Origin of the sequence: Pseudidiomarina salinarum, assembly GCF_000753715.1 — a bacterium.
In the GTDB taxonomy this organism is placed as follows: domain Bacteria; phylum Pseudomonadota; class Gammaproteobacteria; order Enterobacterales; family Alteromonadaceae; genus Pseudidiomarina; species Pseudidiomarina salinarum.
Window position 1 is genome coordinate 493262 of the sequence record NZ_JPER01000001.1, and the last position, 15446, is coordinate 508707.

General features: G+C 53.5%; 14 protein-coding genes and 5 tRNA genes. 6 read left to right on the plus strand and 13 right to left on the minus strand.

Going from position 1 to position 15446, the window contains the following annotated elements:
• Nucleotides 1-8 precede the first annotated feature (8 nt).
• Nucleotides 9-1451, minus strand: a complete 1443-nt coding sequence (miaB, locus tag IDSA_RS02265) for a tRNA (N6-isopentenyl adenosine(37)-C2)-methylthiotransferase MiaB (protein WP_034773892.1) — start codon at nucleotides 1449-1451, stop codon at nucleotides 9-11.
• Nucleotides 1452-1504: 53 nt separating this feature from the next.
• Nucleotides 1505-2389, minus strand: coding sequence for a DMT family transporter (locus IDSA_RS02270; RefSeq protein WP_034773893.1), 885 nt, complete (start codon nucleotides 2387-2389; stop codon nucleotides 1505-1507).
• 89 nt (nucleotides 2390-2478) lie between these two features.
• Between IDSA_RS02270 and IDSA_RS02275 the strand changes: the two genes are divergently transcribed.
• Nucleotides 2479-3633: an FAD-dependent oxidoreductase gene (locus IDSA_RS02275; RefSeq protein WP_084694016.1), complete on the plus strand. Its 1155-nt coding sequence runs from the start codon at nucleotides 2479-2481 to the stop codon at nucleotides 3631-3633.
• 61 nt (nucleotides 3634-3694) lie between these two features.
• Here IDSA_RS02275 and IDSA_RS02280 read toward each other — a convergent pair.
• The 8 genes from IDSA_RS02280 to IDSA_RS02315 form a co-directional block, all read right to left on the minus strand.
• Nucleotides 3695-3781 (minus strand) — tRNA-Leu (locus IDSA_RS02280).
• A gap of 17 nt (nucleotides 3782-3798) precedes the next feature.
• Nucleotides 3799-3873: transfer RNA gene (locus IDSA_RS02285), tRNA-Gln, on the minus strand.
• 82 nt (nucleotides 3874-3955) lie between these two features.
• Nucleotides 3956-4030, minus strand: a tRNA-Gln gene (locus tag IDSA_RS02290).
• 37 nt (nucleotides 4031-4067) lie between these two features.
• Nucleotides 4068-4152, minus strand: a tRNA-Leu gene (locus IDSA_RS02295).
• 13 nt (nucleotides 4153-4165) lie between these two features.
• A tRNA-Met gene (locus IDSA_RS02300) sits at nucleotides 4166-4242 on the minus strand.
• A 134-nt stretch (nucleotides 4243-4376) separates the two neighbouring features.
• The gene (locus tag IDSA_RS02305) at nucleotides 4377-5087 is read right to left on the minus strand and encodes an SIMPL domain-containing protein (RefSeq protein WP_034773895.1); all 711 of its coding nucleotides are present in this window, start codon (nucleotides 5085-5087) and stop codon (nucleotides 4377-4379) included.
• Nucleotides 5088-5101: 14 nt separating this feature from the next.
• Nucleotides 5102-5770, minus strand: a complete 669-nt coding sequence (locus tag IDSA_RS02310; RefSeq protein WP_034773896.1) for an SDR family oxidoreductase — start codon at nucleotides 5768-5770, stop codon at nucleotides 5102-5104.
• A gap of 30 nt (nucleotides 5771-5800) precedes the next feature.
• A complete protein-coding gene (locus tag IDSA_RS02315; RefSeq protein ID WP_034773897.1) occupies nucleotides 5801-7201 on the minus strand; it encodes a class II fumarate hydratase in 1401 nt (466 codons plus the stop codon).
• 93 nt (nucleotides 7202-7294) lie between these two features.
• Between IDSA_RS02315 and IDSA_RS11785 the strand changes: the two genes are divergently transcribed.
• The 5 genes from IDSA_RS11785 to IDSA_RS02340 are packed head-to-tail and all read left to right on the plus strand — an operon-like array spanning nucleotide 7295 to nucleotide 12970.
• Nucleotides 7295-7957, plus strand: a complete 663-nt coding sequence (locus IDSA_RS11785; RefSeq protein ID WP_051986012.1) for a methylamine utilization protein — start codon at nucleotides 7295-7297, stop codon at nucleotides 7955-7957.
• The gene (locus IDSA_RS02325; RefSeq protein WP_034773899.1) at nucleotides 7950-10253 is read left to right on the plus strand and encodes a putative bifunctional diguanylate cyclase/phosphodiesterase; all 2304 of its coding nucleotides are present in this window, start codon (nucleotides 7950-7952) and stop codon (nucleotides 10251-10253) included. Before IDSA_RS11785 ends, IDSA_RS02325 begins: the two co-directional genes overlap by 8 nt.
• A gap of 12 nt (nucleotides 10254-10265) precedes the next feature.
• The gene (locus tag IDSA_RS02330; RefSeq protein WP_034773901.1) at nucleotides 10266-11111 is read left to right on the plus strand and encodes a DUF3034 family protein; all 846 of its coding nucleotides are present in this window, start codon (nucleotides 10266-10268) and stop codon (nucleotides 11109-11111) included.
• Between the two features lie 19 nt (nucleotides 11112-11130).
• Entirely contained in the window at nucleotides 11131-11550 is a 420-nt protein-coding gene (locus IDSA_RS02335) for a group I truncated hemoglobin (protein ID WP_232221248.1), read from the plus strand.
• A 43-nt stretch (nucleotides 11551-11593) separates the two neighbouring features.
• Nucleotides 11594-12970 carry a YfcC family protein gene (locus IDSA_RS02340; RefSeq protein ID WP_034773903.1) on the plus strand — a complete coding sequence of 459 codons (1377 nt, stop codon included), beginning with the start codon at nucleotides 11594-11596 and terminating at the stop codon, nucleotides 12968-12970.
• 54 nt (nucleotides 12971-13024) lie between these two features.
• Here IDSA_RS02340 and ychF read toward each other — a convergent pair whose 3' ends face one another.
• Genes ychF through IDSA_RS02355 form a run of 3 tightly spaced genes read right to left on the minus strand, consistent with a single transcriptional unit; the run spans nucleotide 13025 to nucleotide 15393 of the window.
• Complete coding sequence (gene ychF / locus IDSA_RS02345; protein WP_034773907.1) at nucleotides 13025-14116, minus strand: redox-regulated ATPase YchF; 1092 nt, start codon at nucleotides 14114-14116, stop codon at nucleotides 13025-13027.
• Nucleotides 14117-14121: 5 nt separating this feature from the next.
• Nucleotides 14122-14712 carry an aminoacyl-tRNA hydrolase gene (gene pth / locus IDSA_RS02350; RefSeq protein WP_034773908.1) on the minus strand — a complete coding sequence of 197 codons (591 nt, stop codon included), beginning with the start codon at nucleotides 14710-14712 and terminating at the stop codon, nucleotides 14122-14124.
• A gap of 6 nt (nucleotides 14713-14718) precedes the next feature.
• Nucleotides 14719-15393 (minus strand): 50S ribosomal protein L25/general stress protein Ctc, encoded by a 675-nt coding sequence (locus IDSA_RS02355; protein ID WP_034773909.1) that lies wholly within the window; start codon nucleotides 15391-15393, stop codon nucleotides 14719-14721.
• Nucleotides 15394-15446 lie beyond the last annotated feature (53 nt).

The window sequence follows — 15446 nt, forward strand, 5'->3', positions numbered from 1 at the left end:
AACTTTGGTTATAGCGACACGGTCGGAATCACGGTAGTGACACCCAGCTGATCCGGTTGGCTACGCGCCTTCTTGCTCAGAATAGCCTGCGGTGCGGTATCCACGCGCAGGCCCATTTCCGTCTCGGTGCGCAGCAGTTCGCCACGTAAGGAGTTAACGAACACGTCGTTAATATAGACATCAACAAACTGCCCGATAAGATCCGGTGAACCCAGGAAGTTAACCACGCGGTTGTTCTCGGTGCGGCCGCTCAGTTCCATCGGATCTTTTTTCGACGGGCCGGTGACCAGAATCCGTTGTTCAGTATGCAGCATGCGCCGGGCATGAGCGTGGGACTGTTGGTTCAGCCGTTGTTGCAGTAACTGCAGCCGTACTTTTTTGGCATCTTCAGTAACATCATCAGGCAGATCCGCGGCCGGCGTGCCTGGCCGTGCGCTGTAAATGAAGCTGAAACTCATATCAAAATCGACCGCCTGAATTAAATCCATGGTCGCTTCAAAATCGGCGTCGGTTTCACCCGGGAAGCCGATAATGAAATCAGAGGACATGGCAATATCCGGACGCACTTTACGCAGCTTGCGGATCTGGGATTTGTATTCGATGGCGGTATGGCCACGCTTCATCAGTGTCAGAATACGGTCTGAGCCACTTTGCACCGGCAGGTGCAGGTGATTCACTAACTCCGGAATGGCCGCATAGGCTTCAATAATATCGTCAGTGAACTCGACCGGGTGCGAGGTGGTATAGCGGATACGGTCAATGCCGTCGATGGCCGCAATCAGATGCAGTAATTCGGCAAAACGGCAGATACTGCCGTCGTAATGTTCACCACGGAAGGCGTTGACGTTCTGCCCCAGCAGATTGACTTCACGGACGCCCTGTTCGGCTAACTGCGCGATTTCATATAATACATCATCAACCGGACGGCTTACTTCTTCGCCCCGGGTGTACGGAACCACACAGAAGGTACAGTATTTGCTGCAGCCTTCCATAATAGATACAAAGGCGGTCGGGCCATCGGCGCGAGGCTCGGGCAGCCGATCAAATTTTTCGATTTCAGGAAATGAAATATCCATCATCGGGGTATGATTTGCCTGAACGGAATTCACCATTTCCGGCAACCGGTGCAGGGTTTGGGGGCCGAAAACGATATCGACGTATGGCGCCCGGGCGCGGATATGAGCGCCTTCCTGCGAGGCAACACAGCCACCAACGCCGATCAGCAGATCGGGCTTCTTATCTTTCAGGTTTTTCCAGCGGCCGAGTTGATGAAATACTTTTTCCTGAGCTTTTTCCCGGATCGAACAGGTGTTGAGCAGGATCAAATCAGCGTCTTCGGGCTCTGCCGTGACGTCGTAGCCATGAGTTGCCTTGAGTAAATCAGCCATTTTAGCTGAGTCGTACTCATTCATCTGACAACCCCAAGTTTTGATATATAACTTCTTGCTCATAGGTCTTGCGGTCTCACTGGTAAAACGGACTGCTATTTTAGCGTGATCTGCGGCTAACTGCCAACTTTGCCGCCAGTTTCTGCTTTACGGCGGGTGCGCAGCGCGAGATACCCCGCTGCGGTAATAATGATGGTGCCGGCGAGCATGTACCAGGTCACCGGTTCGTCCCAGAAGAAGTAGCCCATCAGCGCAGCGAAAACCACTGAACTATAAGTAAAAACTCCGACCCGGGCGGCCGGTGCCAGGGAAAATGCTTTGGTCATTCCTAACTGTCCGGCCACTGCCAGCAGGCTCATGACCAGAATGGCGATGCCGTGTTCACTGGCAATCGAATCACCGCGCCAAAGCAGGGGTATGGCTGAGAGTACTGTTGCGAGAGTGGCAAAATAGAAGACGATCTTGGTTGAGGACTCAGTAGTGGACATGCGGCGAATTAAGGTCTTGGTATAAGCGGCCAGCACCGCCGCGATAAAGGCCACCATAATCACGGGCGAGAGGTTGGCGTTCAGCGGGTTTAAAAAGATAAAAACGCCGACAAAGCCGATGGCAATCGCCAGCCAGGTTTGTGGCAGAACCAGTTCCTTGAGCCAGAAGCGGCTAATGATCGGGATCAGAAACGGTGACAGCAACAGTACCAGGGTGGCTTGCGCCAGTGGCAAATGAGCGAGCGCATAGAAGAACAGGTACATAGCGGCCAGGCCGGCAACGCCGCGGGTCAGATGAAACCGCCATACGGTTGTTTTAAAGGCCGCGGGGCCTTTGTGCCAAAGCCAGGGTAACAACACCACAAAAGCCATCAGATTACGGAAAAAAACCAGTTGCTCAGAGGGCAGGTCGGTACTCAGGTATTTGACCAGAGCGCTGACGCCGGCAAAACAAAATTCGGCCCCGAGAACCAGTGCCGAAGCAATGACAATAGTGCGATGTGGTGTTTCCATAGGGGGCCCGGACAGTGAAGAAGCATTATCTTATCATGACTGTGCGGTGTATTCTGAGCGCAGAATTTTTTATTATGTGGTGTTAACCGATGTCTGAAACAGGACAACAGCAGATGCATATTGTGATTATTGGTGGCGGCCTGGTCGGTGCGGCGGCGGCCGCCGAAGCCGCGGCAAACGGCCACCGGGTAACCCTGATCGAGCGCAGTGAACCGGTCCCGTCAGGGGACGCATGGGATTTGCGGATCTCATCCGTGCATCAGCAGAATGTCGACTGGCTGCGGGAACTCGGTATCTGGCAGCGTATCCCGGATCACCGGCAACGCGCCTATCACAGTTTGTCAGTGCAAAGCCTGGACCAGCAGCGGGTAACCTTTGCCGCCAGTGAAGCTGGTACTGAGGCGCTCGGCGCCATGGTTGAGAATAATGCCCTGCAATACGCCCTATGGCAGTGGCTGGCCACGCAGAAGCGGGTGACCTGTATTACCGGCGCGACGCTGCAGGCGGTTGACTGGTCGCAGCGGCTGGCGACTCTGGATGATCAACAACAAGTGCCTTTTGATCTCTTGCTTGGCGCGGATGGCGCGCAGTCTTCGGTGGCGAAGCTGGCAGGTATCAGTGCGCGCGGCTGGGATTACGATATGCGCTGTTTGCTGGCGATAGTCACAACTGAGCAGCCGGTCGCGGCGGCTACATGGGAAATTTTCCGGCCGTGCGGGCCTTACGCATTACTGCCGCTTGATGACCATCAGGCCTGTCTGATTGATTATCGTGATAACCAGAGCTGGATGGCGCTGGAAACTGGTGGCCAGGATCAGGTTGAGCGGGAATTACAGGACGTTTTCGCGCCAGCCCTGGGTTCATTCAGACTGCAAAGCGCGGCCAGCTTTCCGTTACGCCGGCAACGGGCCCTGCATTACCACAGTCACGATTGCGTCGCCTTAGTCGGGGATGCCGCGCATAGTATTCATCCGTTAGCCGGGCAGGGCGTTAATCTGGGTTTTGGCGATGTCCGGCAGTTGCTGGAGTCGTTGCGAGAACTGGAGATGCCAGCTGCACTGGCTGACTATGAGCAAAAACGGCTGGCGGTGAACCAACGCATGATGCGGGCAATGGATGCGATTCACCTGGGCTTCCGCTCGCGGCATTTACTGCCACGGGCATTGGTTAGCCTGAGCCTGACGGCGGCGACACGAATTGCCCCGCTGAAACGACGGATTATCCGGGCCGCTATGGGCGACTAGAAACAAAAAAACCGCCAGCGGCGGTTGTTTTTGTTCTTGCTTGTTGCTCACCACAATAAAGTGGTGCGGAGGGGGGGACTTGAACCCCCACGAGCTTTCGCTCACTAGCACCTGAAGCTAGCGCGTCTACCAATTCCGCCACCCCCGCAACAAACAGGAGATAAATGGCTGGGGTACCAGGATTTGAACCTGGGAATGGCGGGATCAAAACCCGCTGCCTTACCGCTTGGCTATACCCCAAACTCAGGCCCCACAGCTAATGTGGGCGTATATTACCTGAAAACATTCACAAAGCAAGCGTACTTTCTACGATATTTTTAAGTGGCTGGGGTACCAGGATTTGAACCTGGGAATGGCGGGATCAAAACCCGCTGCCTTACCGCTTGGCTATACCCCAACTAGCTTAAAAAAATCCGCTTGTTAGTCTGATGAGTTGGTGCGGACGGAGAGACTTGAACTCTCACGCCGTGAAGCACTGGAACCTAAATCCAGCGTGTCTACCAATTCCACCACGTCCGCCCAAAAGTTCTGATGGTGGCTACGGCGGGATTCGAACCTGCGACCCCAGCATTATGAGTGCTGTGCTCTAACCAGCTGAGCTACGTAGCCATTTCAGAATTATCAAACTGCGCTCTGTGAGTGCGGCGCGTATTATGCAAATCAGGGACCATAGCGTCAACCTATTTTTCGCAAAATACCTTGGGAAAACGTGCGATTGTTTAAAAAACCGATAGTTTGGTTATTTAATCGACGAGTTGGTACTCAACCGTGGAAACCACCCGCACGATTTTCAGATGCGGGGTATTAAAGTCCCGGTCAGTGATACTGAACTGCCCCTGGTTGGCGTTACGGATTTTGCCCAGTTTGCTGCCGGAGTGATCAGCAAAACGCTGGGCTACCTGGCGGGCATTTTGCGCAGATTCGTCAATCATGCTGGGTTTGATCGCGTTCAGGTCGTTAAAGTGATACTCCACGACGTTTTCGTAGCTGGTACCGCTGAGGCTTACGCCTTGCTTACCGAGCTCCGATAATTGCTGGCGCACGCTGCGCACCCGATCAACCTGATCAGTATAAATCGTCAGGCTTTGGGTACCGGTATAGCGAAAACCGACGTCCTCTCCACCGGCCCAGCGCTCGGCCAGCTTATCCAGTACCGAGGGGGCAGAAATGCTGATCTCATCGGCACTGAAACCCTTTGCCAGCATAAAGGTACGAACCGCCGTGATGTCGGTTTCGAGTTCTTCAAATACCACACTCTGGCTGTTCCCGGCCCGCGCCACCTGCAGTGGCCAGATGGCGGTATCAGCTTTGACTTCGCGCTCGGCGAGGCCTTTTACTTCGACCACCCGATGAAAGGACTGAAATTCAGTAACGCTGGCGACCAGTGCGTAGCTAATTAATGCGGCACTGAGAATAAGGCTAAGTCCTTTGATCGTTGCGCGGGCGGTTTCCATTTGAGTTGCTCCAGTTACCAGGGTAGGGATTCGCCATTACTATGCCGGAAGTGTCCGGTGTTAGATAGGCCTAGTTCATCAATACGTTGTACTAAGCGACGCGCCGCTTCTTCCGGGGATATGTCACCCTGTTTGTCGACCATATCCGTTTTTACAAAACCGGGATGCAACATACCCACAGCGATACCGTCGCCCTGTAAATCATTTGCCAGCGACACCCCGGCGGCGTTTAATGCCGCTTTGCTCATGCGATAGCCGTAATAACCACCCGAGCCATTATCCGCCATGGAGGCCATGCGGCTGGTAATCATCGCTACTTTGCTGCCTTCCCGCATGGCGGGGCGGAGCGCTTCGGTGAGCAGCAGGGGGCCGACAGCATTCACGCGGAACTGTGATTCGATACTGTCGCGGTCAAGCTCTCCGAGGTCTTCAGTCTTGAGCTGCCCGGCATTATTTATCAATACATCAACGGTGCGATCAGACAGCGCTTTAGCAGCTTTTTTAATGCCTTCAGGATCAGTGACATCAATATCTTCTATGATATTGACATCGAGCTCTTTCAATTCAGCTGAAGGTGAACGGCATAGCGCGGTGACCCGATCACCCCGTTCAACGTACTTTTTTGTCAGGGCCAGACCAATGCCGCGATTTGACCCGGTAATGACAACGTGTAGCTTACTCATGAAGTACTCCTTTTTATTTATCTGTTCGTTCTACGATTTATCGTCTTCGCCCGGCACGCCACCCTTAGTTAACTGCTCGGGATCCAGCAGTTGCTTGAGGCGTTGGCGGGATAAGTCGGTCATATCTTCCGCCACATCAATAATAGGCCGTTGCTCCTTGTAAGCCTGTTTGGCGATGCTGGCGGCTTTGTCGTAACCAATCTCGCGGTTCAGCGCGGTGACCAGGATCGGGTTACGCGACAGGGCATCATTCAACCGCTCGTGATTAACCGTAAAGTCGGCAATGGCATCATTAGCCAGGGTACGACAGGCATTACTGAGCAGCTCAATACTCTGTAGCTGATTATAGGCAATTACCGGTAACATCACGTTGAGCTGAAAATTACCCTGCTGCGCAGCGATGCTGATGGTCTGGTGGTTACCGGCGACCTGAGCGGCTACCATGGCGACCGCCTCAGGGATAACCGGGTTTACTTTGCCCGGCATTATACTGCTGCCGGGTTGCAGCGCTTTGAGACTAATCTCCGCTAAGCCAGCCAGCGGGCCGCTGTTCATCCAACGCAGGTCATTGCTGATTTTCATCAGTACGGCGGCAAGGCTGTTAAGGACTCCGGACAGCAACAGGTTAACCTCTTGTCCGGCAATACCGGTGAACAGATTGTCTGCCGGCTTGAAACTTTGGGCAGTGCGCTTGCTCAATGAGTCACAGAATAATTGACTGAACTGGCGGGGCGCGTTGATGCCGGTTCCCACAGCGGTGCCACCCTGGGGTAGTTTGCTGAGTTGCTGTAGCTGGTGTTCAAGGGCTTGCTGGCAATTAGCAATCTGGCTCTTCCAGGCTTGCAGCTCCTGAGCCATGGTGATTGGCATCGCATCCATCAGATGGGTACGCCCGGTTTTCACGGTGCCGGTAAGGGTGGATGCTTTGTTCTCAATAATTTGCTGCAGGTGATTCAAAGCAGGGATCAGGTTTTTGGTAATTGCCAGCGCAACCCCCACCTGGATGGCGGTGGGAATGACATCATTACTGCTCTGGCTGGCGTTAACATGGTCATTGGGATTAATATCCACATTTGATTGCTGCCTGGCCAGGCTGGTCAGTACTTCATTCATATTCATGTTGGTACTGGTACCGGAGCCGGTCTGAAAAATATCCAGCGGAAACTGCTGAAAGTAATCGCCGTCGATAACCGCCTCAGCGGCCTTGACGATGGCTTCGGCCTGCTCGCGGGTGAGGATGTCCAGTTGCTGATTAGCCTGGGCGGCAGCGGCTTTGACTGCGGCCAGCGCACTGATAAACGAGGTCGGAAACCGTAACTCACTGAGCTGGAAGTTCTGTCGCGCTCGTTCAGTCTGGGCGCGCCATAAGGCGTCAGCAGGTACTTCAATTTTTCCCATACTGTCGGTTTCGGTACGTGTATCCTTAGTCATTACTGGCTCCCGTTCTTGTGATCTATCTATTTTGCTTTACTGTATAAGTAAGATCTCAGATAACCCTTTACTAACTATAAGCATGGGTGGTAGATGCGTAACTTTCAAATTATTTTCGCCGTTCTTGTCGCTGCCAGTGCTTTCGCTGCACCCACTGTGCTGGTTGCTAAGCAACTAACAGTGCAGGTTGTTGATAACAAAGGCCATCCGTTACCTGATGCGGTGGTCAGTATGGCTGCTGCACCGGCCCCAGCTGACATTGCGATAATGGATCAGCTGGATAAGCTGTTTCACCCTTTTGTGCTGGCGGTGACTGCCGGCACCCGTGTGCAGTTTCCCAATAGTGATAATCTGCGTCATCAGGTGTATTCGTTTTCTAAAACCAAGCCGTTTGAACTGCCACTGTACAGCAATCAGCAAGCGCCGGAGCTGCTATTTGATAAACCCGGTATTGTGGTGCTTGGCTGTAATATTCACGATCATATGCGCGCTTATATCTATGTCAGTCCGCATGGCCAGTCGGTCACCACGAACAGTGCCGGAGCAGCGCTACTGGAACACGATGAAACTGGCCCGGTTACCGTCTACGCATGGTACCCCGGTCTTGGTGACCAGATTACCGATGAGCAGGAATTTACGGTCGAAGCCGATGCCGGCAACCTGACTATTGCCTTGCCGGTAACCCCGGACAGCCAGTCACCGCCACCACCGTCGCCGTTGCAGCAGCGCTTCAACCGGTTAAAAAATAATGGTTAAAAGCTTCCGCAGCCGACTTCTGCTGATGTTTGCCAGCCTGGCTGGCGGGGTATTGCTGATCTCGCTGATCGCGGTGTGGCTGGCCACCAGTAACCAGTCTGAACGTACTATTGAGCGGGAACTGGAAGTCAGTGAGCGGGTGCTGGGCGAACTGCTTGCTGCGCGCAGCGCACAGTTGCTGCAGGCCGCCGAAGTGCTGACCAACGATTTTGGTTTTCGCGAAGCCGTTGCCAGTGGCGATGAGCAAACTATTATTTCGGCGCTGATTAACCACGGAGAACGGATTGGTACCGATCTCATGGTGTTACAGAGTCCGGCGGGGGAGCAGATAGCCGCTACCCACGAGTTGCTGTTGTTGCCGCCGCAAAGTGAACTGATTGCCATGGACCAGAGCGCTGGCCTGGTGCTGGTTGACGATGTCATTTACCAGTTGGTCACAGTGCCGGTCAACGCGCCTAATCTGATTGCCTGGGCGACGCTTGGTTTTGCCGTGGATAATGAACTGGCGGTGTTGATGCAGCAGCTGACGAACGCCAATATTTCCTTCATCGACCTGCAACATGCGCAGGTATTCGCTTCGAGTTTACCGGCCGCGCAACAAGCGGCGATACGGGCATTGCCAGGGACCCTGAATGCGCTGACTAACTGGCTGGCTGAGCAGGACATGGCGGCCCATCTGGTCAACCTGCAGGAAAGTAATCTGGCCTTTAGTACTGATGATGACCTTTATATTCTGCTGACGACTGACCGGGCTGCTGCCGCTGCTGAGTTTTTACAGTTGCGCCGCCAATATATAGGTATTGGAGTGGGCACTCTGTTAGTGGCTTTATTACTGGCCGGGATAACGGCCAGGCGTATTAATCAGCCGCTGGCCCGGCTCAGTGAGGCGGCGGAAACCCTGCGCAGTGGTGATTACAGTGAGCCCGTTGAATTAAATCGCAGTGATGAATTCGGCCAGCTTGGTAAGGCATTCGACAGCATGCGCCAGGCTATTGGTGAGCGCGAGCAGCATATTGTCTATCAGGTAGAGCATGACCTGCTGACCGGCCTGCCCAACCGTACCTCGTTTCAGCGCCGCCTTAATCAGTCGCTGCAGAACGGCAGCAGCGGGGTACTGGGCGTACTCAATCTTATTCGTTTCCGGGAAATCAATGACCGCCTGGGGCAACGCATTGGCGATCAGATCCTGCAGTTGGTCGGTAAGCGGCTGGAAAATAATATTGCCGATGGCTGGTGGCTTGGGCGGCTGGCCGGCGACGAATTTGTGTTATTGGGTGACAGCAAAGATCTGCAGGATTTTGAACAATTGCTTGCACGTCTGAAACCGCTACTGGAACAACGGTGGATACTGGGCGCGTCGCACTATTTGCTGGATTTCCGGATTGGCTACCTCGAATACCCCGATCACGGTGAAGATGTGGATACTTTAGTGCGCCGGGCGCAAATCTGCTCGACTCTGGCAAAACAGAAAAAGCAGTTCGCCCGGGCTTATGATGTGGGTATGGATGAGAGTTACATGCGCCGGCTGCAAATTCTTAAAGCGCTGCCCGAAGCCGTCAGCCAGAATAAACTGCAACTTCACTTTCAGCCGAAGCTTGACTGTCAGCAGGGCAACGTTATCGGCGCCGAGGCTTTGGTGCGCTGGCGCCACGATGAGCTCGGCGTGGTGCGGCCGGATGAGTTTATTCCGTTAGCGGAGCAAACCGGTGAAATTAACCGCATCACCCGCTGGGTTTGTGCGGCGGCGCTGGACCAGTTGCAGCTCTGGCATGAGCAGGGTCATGGGCTGATGATGGCAATCAACTTGTCAGCACTGGATTTGCAATGGGATGAATTGGGTGACTACCTGACCACCTTACTGAGAGAGCGGGGGTTACCGCCGGACAAAGTGACGCTGGAAGTGACCGAGAGCGCAGTAATGGCTGATCCGGAGCAGGCCATTGAGCGACTGGGGCAGTTACGCGCCGCCGGTATGCGTATCTCTATCGATGACTACGGTACCGGTTACTCTTCTCTGGCTCAGCTAAAACGCCTGCCGGTGGATGAGCTGAAGCTGGACAGGTCTTTTATTACTGAGCTGTCGGACAACATGGCCGATCAGACGATAGTACGGTCTACCCTGGCGTTAGCGCAGGAAATGAAACTGGCGACTGTCGCCGAAGGGGTCGAAGATGACGCTGCCTGGCAAGTTCTGCGTTCGCTGGGCTGCCAGACCATGCAGGGCTTCTACTTCAGCCGACCGCTGGCGGCAACTGAATTTGATAAATGGCTGCAGAGCTACAAAGCTCCACAATAACAAGGAGGTAAGATGACGCGTTTCAGTGTTGTCGGCGTTTTATTAGCAAGTATTGCGGTGGTCGCGGTGCCCGCCCAGGCAGGCAAAGGGCGCCTGCTCGCCACCGGCGGGGCAACCACTGTGGAAGGGGCTGGCGGTGGCGGAATCACGCCGTGGGCGACCTTATCCAGTTATGCTGAAGCCGGTGAATGGGGAGCAACTGTTGCATACAGTGAAGCCGGCGTTGACGATTTCGGGCTGCAGGTTCAGGGTGTCAGTTTCACTTACAGCAACCGCATTGAAGTATCTTATGCCCGGCAGGAGTTCGGTTTAGATACCATCGGCGGCGAGTTAGAGCAGGATATCTGGGGCGCCAAGGTACGACTTGCCGGTGATCTGGTATACGGCGATATGCCACAAATTAGTATCGGGCTACAGCATAAGCGGAACCAGAGCTTTGCCCTGCCGCAGGCGGTTGGCGCCCGTTCTGATAGCGGCACCGACTATTATCTGAGTGCAGCGAAGCTGTGGCTTAACGGGCCCTTCGCACGCACCTGGCTGGCCAATGCTACGGTACGGGCGACCCGGGCGAATCAGATCGGGTTGCTGGGCTTTGGCGGTGATCAGGGCGATAGTCATGAATTGATGGTCGAAGCGGCCGTCGCCATGTTTGTCAATCGCCACTGGGCAATAGGCGCCGAATACCGGCAAAAGCCTGATAACCTGAGCTTTGCCAGCGAGCATGACTGGCACGATCTGTTTGTGGCCTGGTTCCCGAATAAGACCATCGGTGTGGTTGGCGCTTATACTAACCTGAAATCTATCGCCGGGCTGCCGGATCAAAAAGGCTGGTACCTGTCTTTACAGGCCAGCTTTTAGTTGTAAGGAGACGACTTAAGTGATTAAACCCATAGCATTTTTACTGCTGGTATTTATGGTACTGACGCCGGTGCCGGCTAAGGCCCAGCAGCTCTATCAGGAGCTTGGCGGCCGTGAAGGTATCAGCCAGTTGGTGGAAAGCCTGATTCTGGAGATTGCGACGGATGATCGTATTATCCATTATTTTGCTGATGCCGATATTGATCGCTTTCATGAGATGCTTACCCTGCATATTTGTGAAGTGACCGGCGGCCCCTGCACCTATACCGGTGCGCCGATGCCGGAAGTACACCGAGGTATGGCGATTTCTGCCAGCGAGTTTAATGCGCTGGTCGAAGACTTGATTGCGGCGATGGAAGCCGAAAAGATTCCGGTAGGTACACAAAATAAGTTACTTGCTATACTGGCCGCCATGCGCGACGACGTCATTCGTCTATAACAAGTCGTTTATAACAAGAAAAAAGCTACAGGGTCTTCTCACAATGATAAAAATAAAGATTCCCCATACCTTGGTTTTGATGATGTACATGATGGTAGGGGCATTGATCCTTACCTGGCTGATCCCCTCGGGCGAGTTTGAGCGAACCGTTAATACCATTGGTCAGACGGTGGTGAGTGCGGGTACCTATACCCAGCTTGATGAGCAGCCTCTGCTCAGCCCTCTCACCTTATTTACGGTTATCCCCCAGGCGCTTGGTGACGCCTCTGGTGTTATCTTCTTTGTACTGCTGATAGGTGGCGTGATGGGTATTCTGCGTGCCACCGGCATGCTGGATGCGGTGATCGGCCTGTTACTGCAGCGCTTTGCCGACAAGACCGGCTGGCTGATATTTGGCGGGATGCTCACTTTTGGCATATTTTCAGCGCTGATAGGAGTCGCTGAAGAATACCTGATTTTTGTGGCGATGCTGGTCGCTTTGTGTCGCGCCCTTAAACTCGATGGCATTACCGCGATGGGGATCCTCATTGTCGGCTATGGTATTGGTTATGGGTTATCCCTGTTTAATCCTTTTACGCTGCTGATTGCGCAGTCGATAGCAGAAGTGCCGCCTGCGTCGGGCTTATGGTACCGGTTGGTGCTCTGGGTGCCGATTTTTGCGATCGGTTTTCATCATGTTTACCGCTACGCCAAAAAGGTAGCGGCGGATCCCAGTCAATCACTGGTGGCTGATATTGCTGCGCCTGAGCTCACTGATACCGGCGACTACCCGGCCTTAAACCGCCGCCATAAGATTATCTTGCTGGGCTTTGTCGCAGTATTGGCATTACTGGTTTATGGCATTGTGGTGCATGGCTGGTACCTGGTCGAACTAAGTGCGCTGTTTCTTGGCTTCGGCTTGTTCGCCGCGCTGGTTTCCGGCATGGGCAGCAGTACTGCGGCGAACCGCTTTATTGAAGGTGCCAGTGAACTTACGGCCACGGCGCTGCTGATTGGTTTTGCCCGCTCCATAGCTATGATTCTGGAGCAGGGGCAGGTACTGGATACGGTCATTTACTATCTGGCGATGCCGGTAGAAGCATTTGGCGCGCACTTTGGTGCGGTCAGCATGCTGATCATTCAGAGCTTACTGAATTTGTTTATCCCGTCGGGCAGCGGCCAGGCGTTTGTGACCATGCCGATTATGGTGCCTATCGCCGATACCGCTGGAATTGGCCGGCAGGTTGCGGTGCTGGCGTTTCAGATGGGCGACGGGCTGATGAATATGATTGTGCCGACTAATCCGGTATTAATGGGGATTCTTGGCCTGGCCGGGGTACCCTATGAACGCTGGTTTAAGTTCATTGCGCCGCTGCTGGTCAAACTGTTGTTTGCCTGCGCGGTGGCGATGGTAATTGCGGTCAGTATCGGGTATTCGTGATGGGCTAAACTGCTGAGAGCGGGAGCCCGCTCTCAGCATGGTTACAACGGAAAATCAGACGTTAAAGCGGAACAAGATCACATCGCCATCTTTAACGATATATTCTTTGCCTTCTTCACGGCGTTTGCCGGCTTCTTTAGCGCCTTGCTCACCCTTGAACTGAATGTAGTCGTCAAAGCCGACGACCACTGCGCGGATAAAGCCTTTTTCAAAGTCCGTATGAATACGGCCAGCGGCTTGTGGGGCGGTGGCACCAACCGGCACTGTCCAGGCGCGGACTTCTTTGGGCCCGGCGGTAAAGTAGGTCTGCAGGTTCAGCAATTCGTAACCACCGCGAATAACGCGGTTCAGGCCAGGCTCGGTCAGGCCTAAGTCAGCCATAAACTCGGCTTTCTCTTCGTCATCGAGCTCAGCGATTTCGGATTCAATTTCAGCACAAACCGGAACCACGATGGCGTCTTCCTGCGCCGCGATTTCACGCACTTTATCAAGGAAAGGGTTGTTCTCGAAGCCGTCATCATTGACGTTGGCAATGTACATGGTTGGCTTCAGCGTTAACAGGTTATACGAGCGAATCAGGGCGCGTTCATCCGCTGTCAGCGCGATCGAGCGGGCCATTTCACCTTGCTCCAGTGCCGGCAGTAATTTCTGCAGTACCGCCATTTCAGCGGCAGCCTGTTTTTCTCCGCCTTTAGCCTTTTTGCCTAACCGGTGAATGGATTTCTCCACGCTGTCGAGATCCGCCAGCGCCAGTTCCATATTAATGACTTCGATATCGGACTGGGGATCAACCTTACCAGCAACATGCACGATGTTGTCGTTTTCAAAACAACGGACCACATGGCCGATAGCATCGGTTTCACGAATATTGGCAAGAAACTGGTTGCCCAGGCCTTCACCTTTGGATGCGCCTTTTACCAGCCCGGCAATATCGACAAACTCCATGGTGGTCGGAATGGTGCGCTGCGGGTTGACCACGGCAGCCAGTTGCTGCAGGCGCTCATCCGGCACGGCGACCACGCCGGTGTTCGGTTCGATGGTACAGAACGGAAAGTTAGCAGCTTCAATGCCGGCTTTGGTCAGCGCATTGAATAAAGTTGATTTACCGACGTTCGGTAAGCCGACAATCCCGCATTTGAAACCCATACTGATTACTCTCTCTGTGCTTTAAAACTGTGAAGGTGCTGTTGTGCCGCAGTCATTCCCTGCTCGAGCAGGAGCTTAATACTGTGACAGGCTTGCGTAATGGTATCGTCCATCAGCTGTTGTTCTGCGGCGGGCGCTTTGCCCAACACATAACCCGTTACCCGGCTTTTATCGCCAGGATGACCGATACCAATACGTAAGCGGTGGAAGTCGGGACTGCCTAACTGAGCGACAATATCCTTAATTCCATTATGTCCACCGGTACCACCGCCGGTTTTTAACTTGGCTGTGCCGGGAGGTAAGTCCAGTTCGTCGTAAGCCACGAGAATTTGTTCAGGCGCGATTTTGTAGAAATTCGCCATAGTAGCAACGGCTTGCCCACTGCGGTTCATGAAATTCATCGGGAGTAGCAGGCGTAAATCAAGATTGCCTTGCTGGATACGAGCGGTGTGACCAAAAAATTTTACTTCAGGCTGCAGGGTTTGACCATGCTGGCGGGCAAACTGTTCGACTAACCAGAAACCTGCGTTGTGGCGGGTGTGGGAATATTCGGGGCCTGGATTACCCAGGCCCACGAGTAAGCGAATTTCAGACATAGGGACTTATTCGTCGCCTTTCTCTTCTTCTTCGTCACTTTCTTTAGTCGTCGGAACTTCAGCAGAAACTTCTGCTTCTGGTTCTGGCTCTTTCTCAACACGTGGAGCAACGATTGAAACCACTGCCTGGTCGTGATCTTCACCTTTAGTCAGTTCAACCAGCTCAACACCCTTAGGCATGTGCAGGTCAGTCAGGTGCAAGGTGTCGCCCAGCGCCATGCCAGCTACGTCAACTTCGACAAATTCTGGCAAGTCTTTTGGCAGACAGGTTACTTCAACGTCATTGATGTGGTGAACAACTACGCCACCTTCATCTTTAACGCCAACAGCTGATTTCTCATTGATGAAGTGGACAGGAACGTGCGTATGCAGTTTCTGACCTTTCTCAACGCGCTGGAAGTCCAGGTGAGTCAGTTTTGGCTTGAACGGGTGACGCTGAACATCTTTCAGAATCGCCTGATGTTTTTTGCCATCAATAACCAGAGTCAGGATATGTGAATAGAAGGCTTCGTAATCTGCCATGTTGTTCACTTTATTGTGATCAAGGGTCAGAGAAATGGCTTCTTTATTCGCACCGTATAAAATTGCAGGCAGTTTATCCGCACGACGCAGGCGGCGGCTCGCACCTTTCCCTGTATCCGTACGCACTTCTGCTTGGATTGTAAAATCAATAGTCGACATGATGGAGTGTCTCCGTTAAATAAAATAAGCCGGGTAATTCGCGACCAAAAACC

Bases quoted from the DNA above. Each gene is read 5' to 3' on its own strand.
- miaB (WP_034773892.1), bottom strand. From the start codon at position 1,451: ATGAGCAAGAAGTTATATATCAAAACTTGGGGTTGTCAGATGAATGAG.
- IDSA_RS02270 (WP_034773893.1), bottom strand. From the start codon at position 2,389: ATGGAAACACCACATCGCACTATTGTCATTGCTTCGGCACTGGTTCTC.
- IDSA_RS02275 (WP_084694016.1), top strand. From the start codon at position 2,479: ATGTCTGAAACAGGACAACAGCAGATGCATATTGTGATTATTGGTGGC.
- IDSA_RS02305 (WP_034773895.1), bottom strand. From the start codon at position 5,087: ATGGAAACCGCCCGCGCAACGATCAAAGGACTTAGCCTTATTCTCAGT.
- IDSA_RS02310 (WP_034773896.1), bottom strand. From the start codon at position 5,770: ATGAGTAAGCTACACGTTGTCATTACCGGGTCAAATCGCGGCATTGGT.
- IDSA_RS02315 (WP_034773897.1), bottom strand. From the start codon at position 7,201: ATGACTAAGGATACACGTACCGAAACCGACAGTATGGGAAAAATTGAA.
- IDSA_RS11785 (WP_051986012.1), top strand. From the start codon at position 7,295: ATGCGTAACTTTCAAATTATTTTCGCCGTTCTTGTCGCTGCCAGTGCT.
- IDSA_RS02325 (WP_034773899.1), top strand. From the start codon at position 7,950: ATGGTTAAAAGCTTCCGCAGCCGACTTCTGCTGATGTTTGCCAGCCTG.
- IDSA_RS02330 (WP_034773901.1), top strand. From the start codon at position 10,266: ATGACGCGTTTCAGTGTTGTCGGCGTTTTATTAGCAAGTATTGCGGTG.
- IDSA_RS02340 (WP_034773903.1), top strand. From the start codon at position 11,594: ATGATAAAAATAAAGATTCCCCATACCTTGGTTTTGATGATGTACATG.
- ychF (WP_034773907.1), bottom strand. From the start codon at position 14,116: ATGGGTTTCAAATGCGGGATTGTCGGCTTACCGAACGTCGGTAAATCA.
- pth (WP_034773908.1), bottom strand. From the start codon at position 14,712: ATGTCTGAAATTCGCTTACTCGTGGGCCTGGGTAATCCAGGCCCCGAA.
- IDSA_RS02355 (WP_034773909.1), bottom strand. From the start codon at position 15,393: ATGTCGACTATTGATTTTACAATCCAAGCAGAAGTGCGTACGGATACA.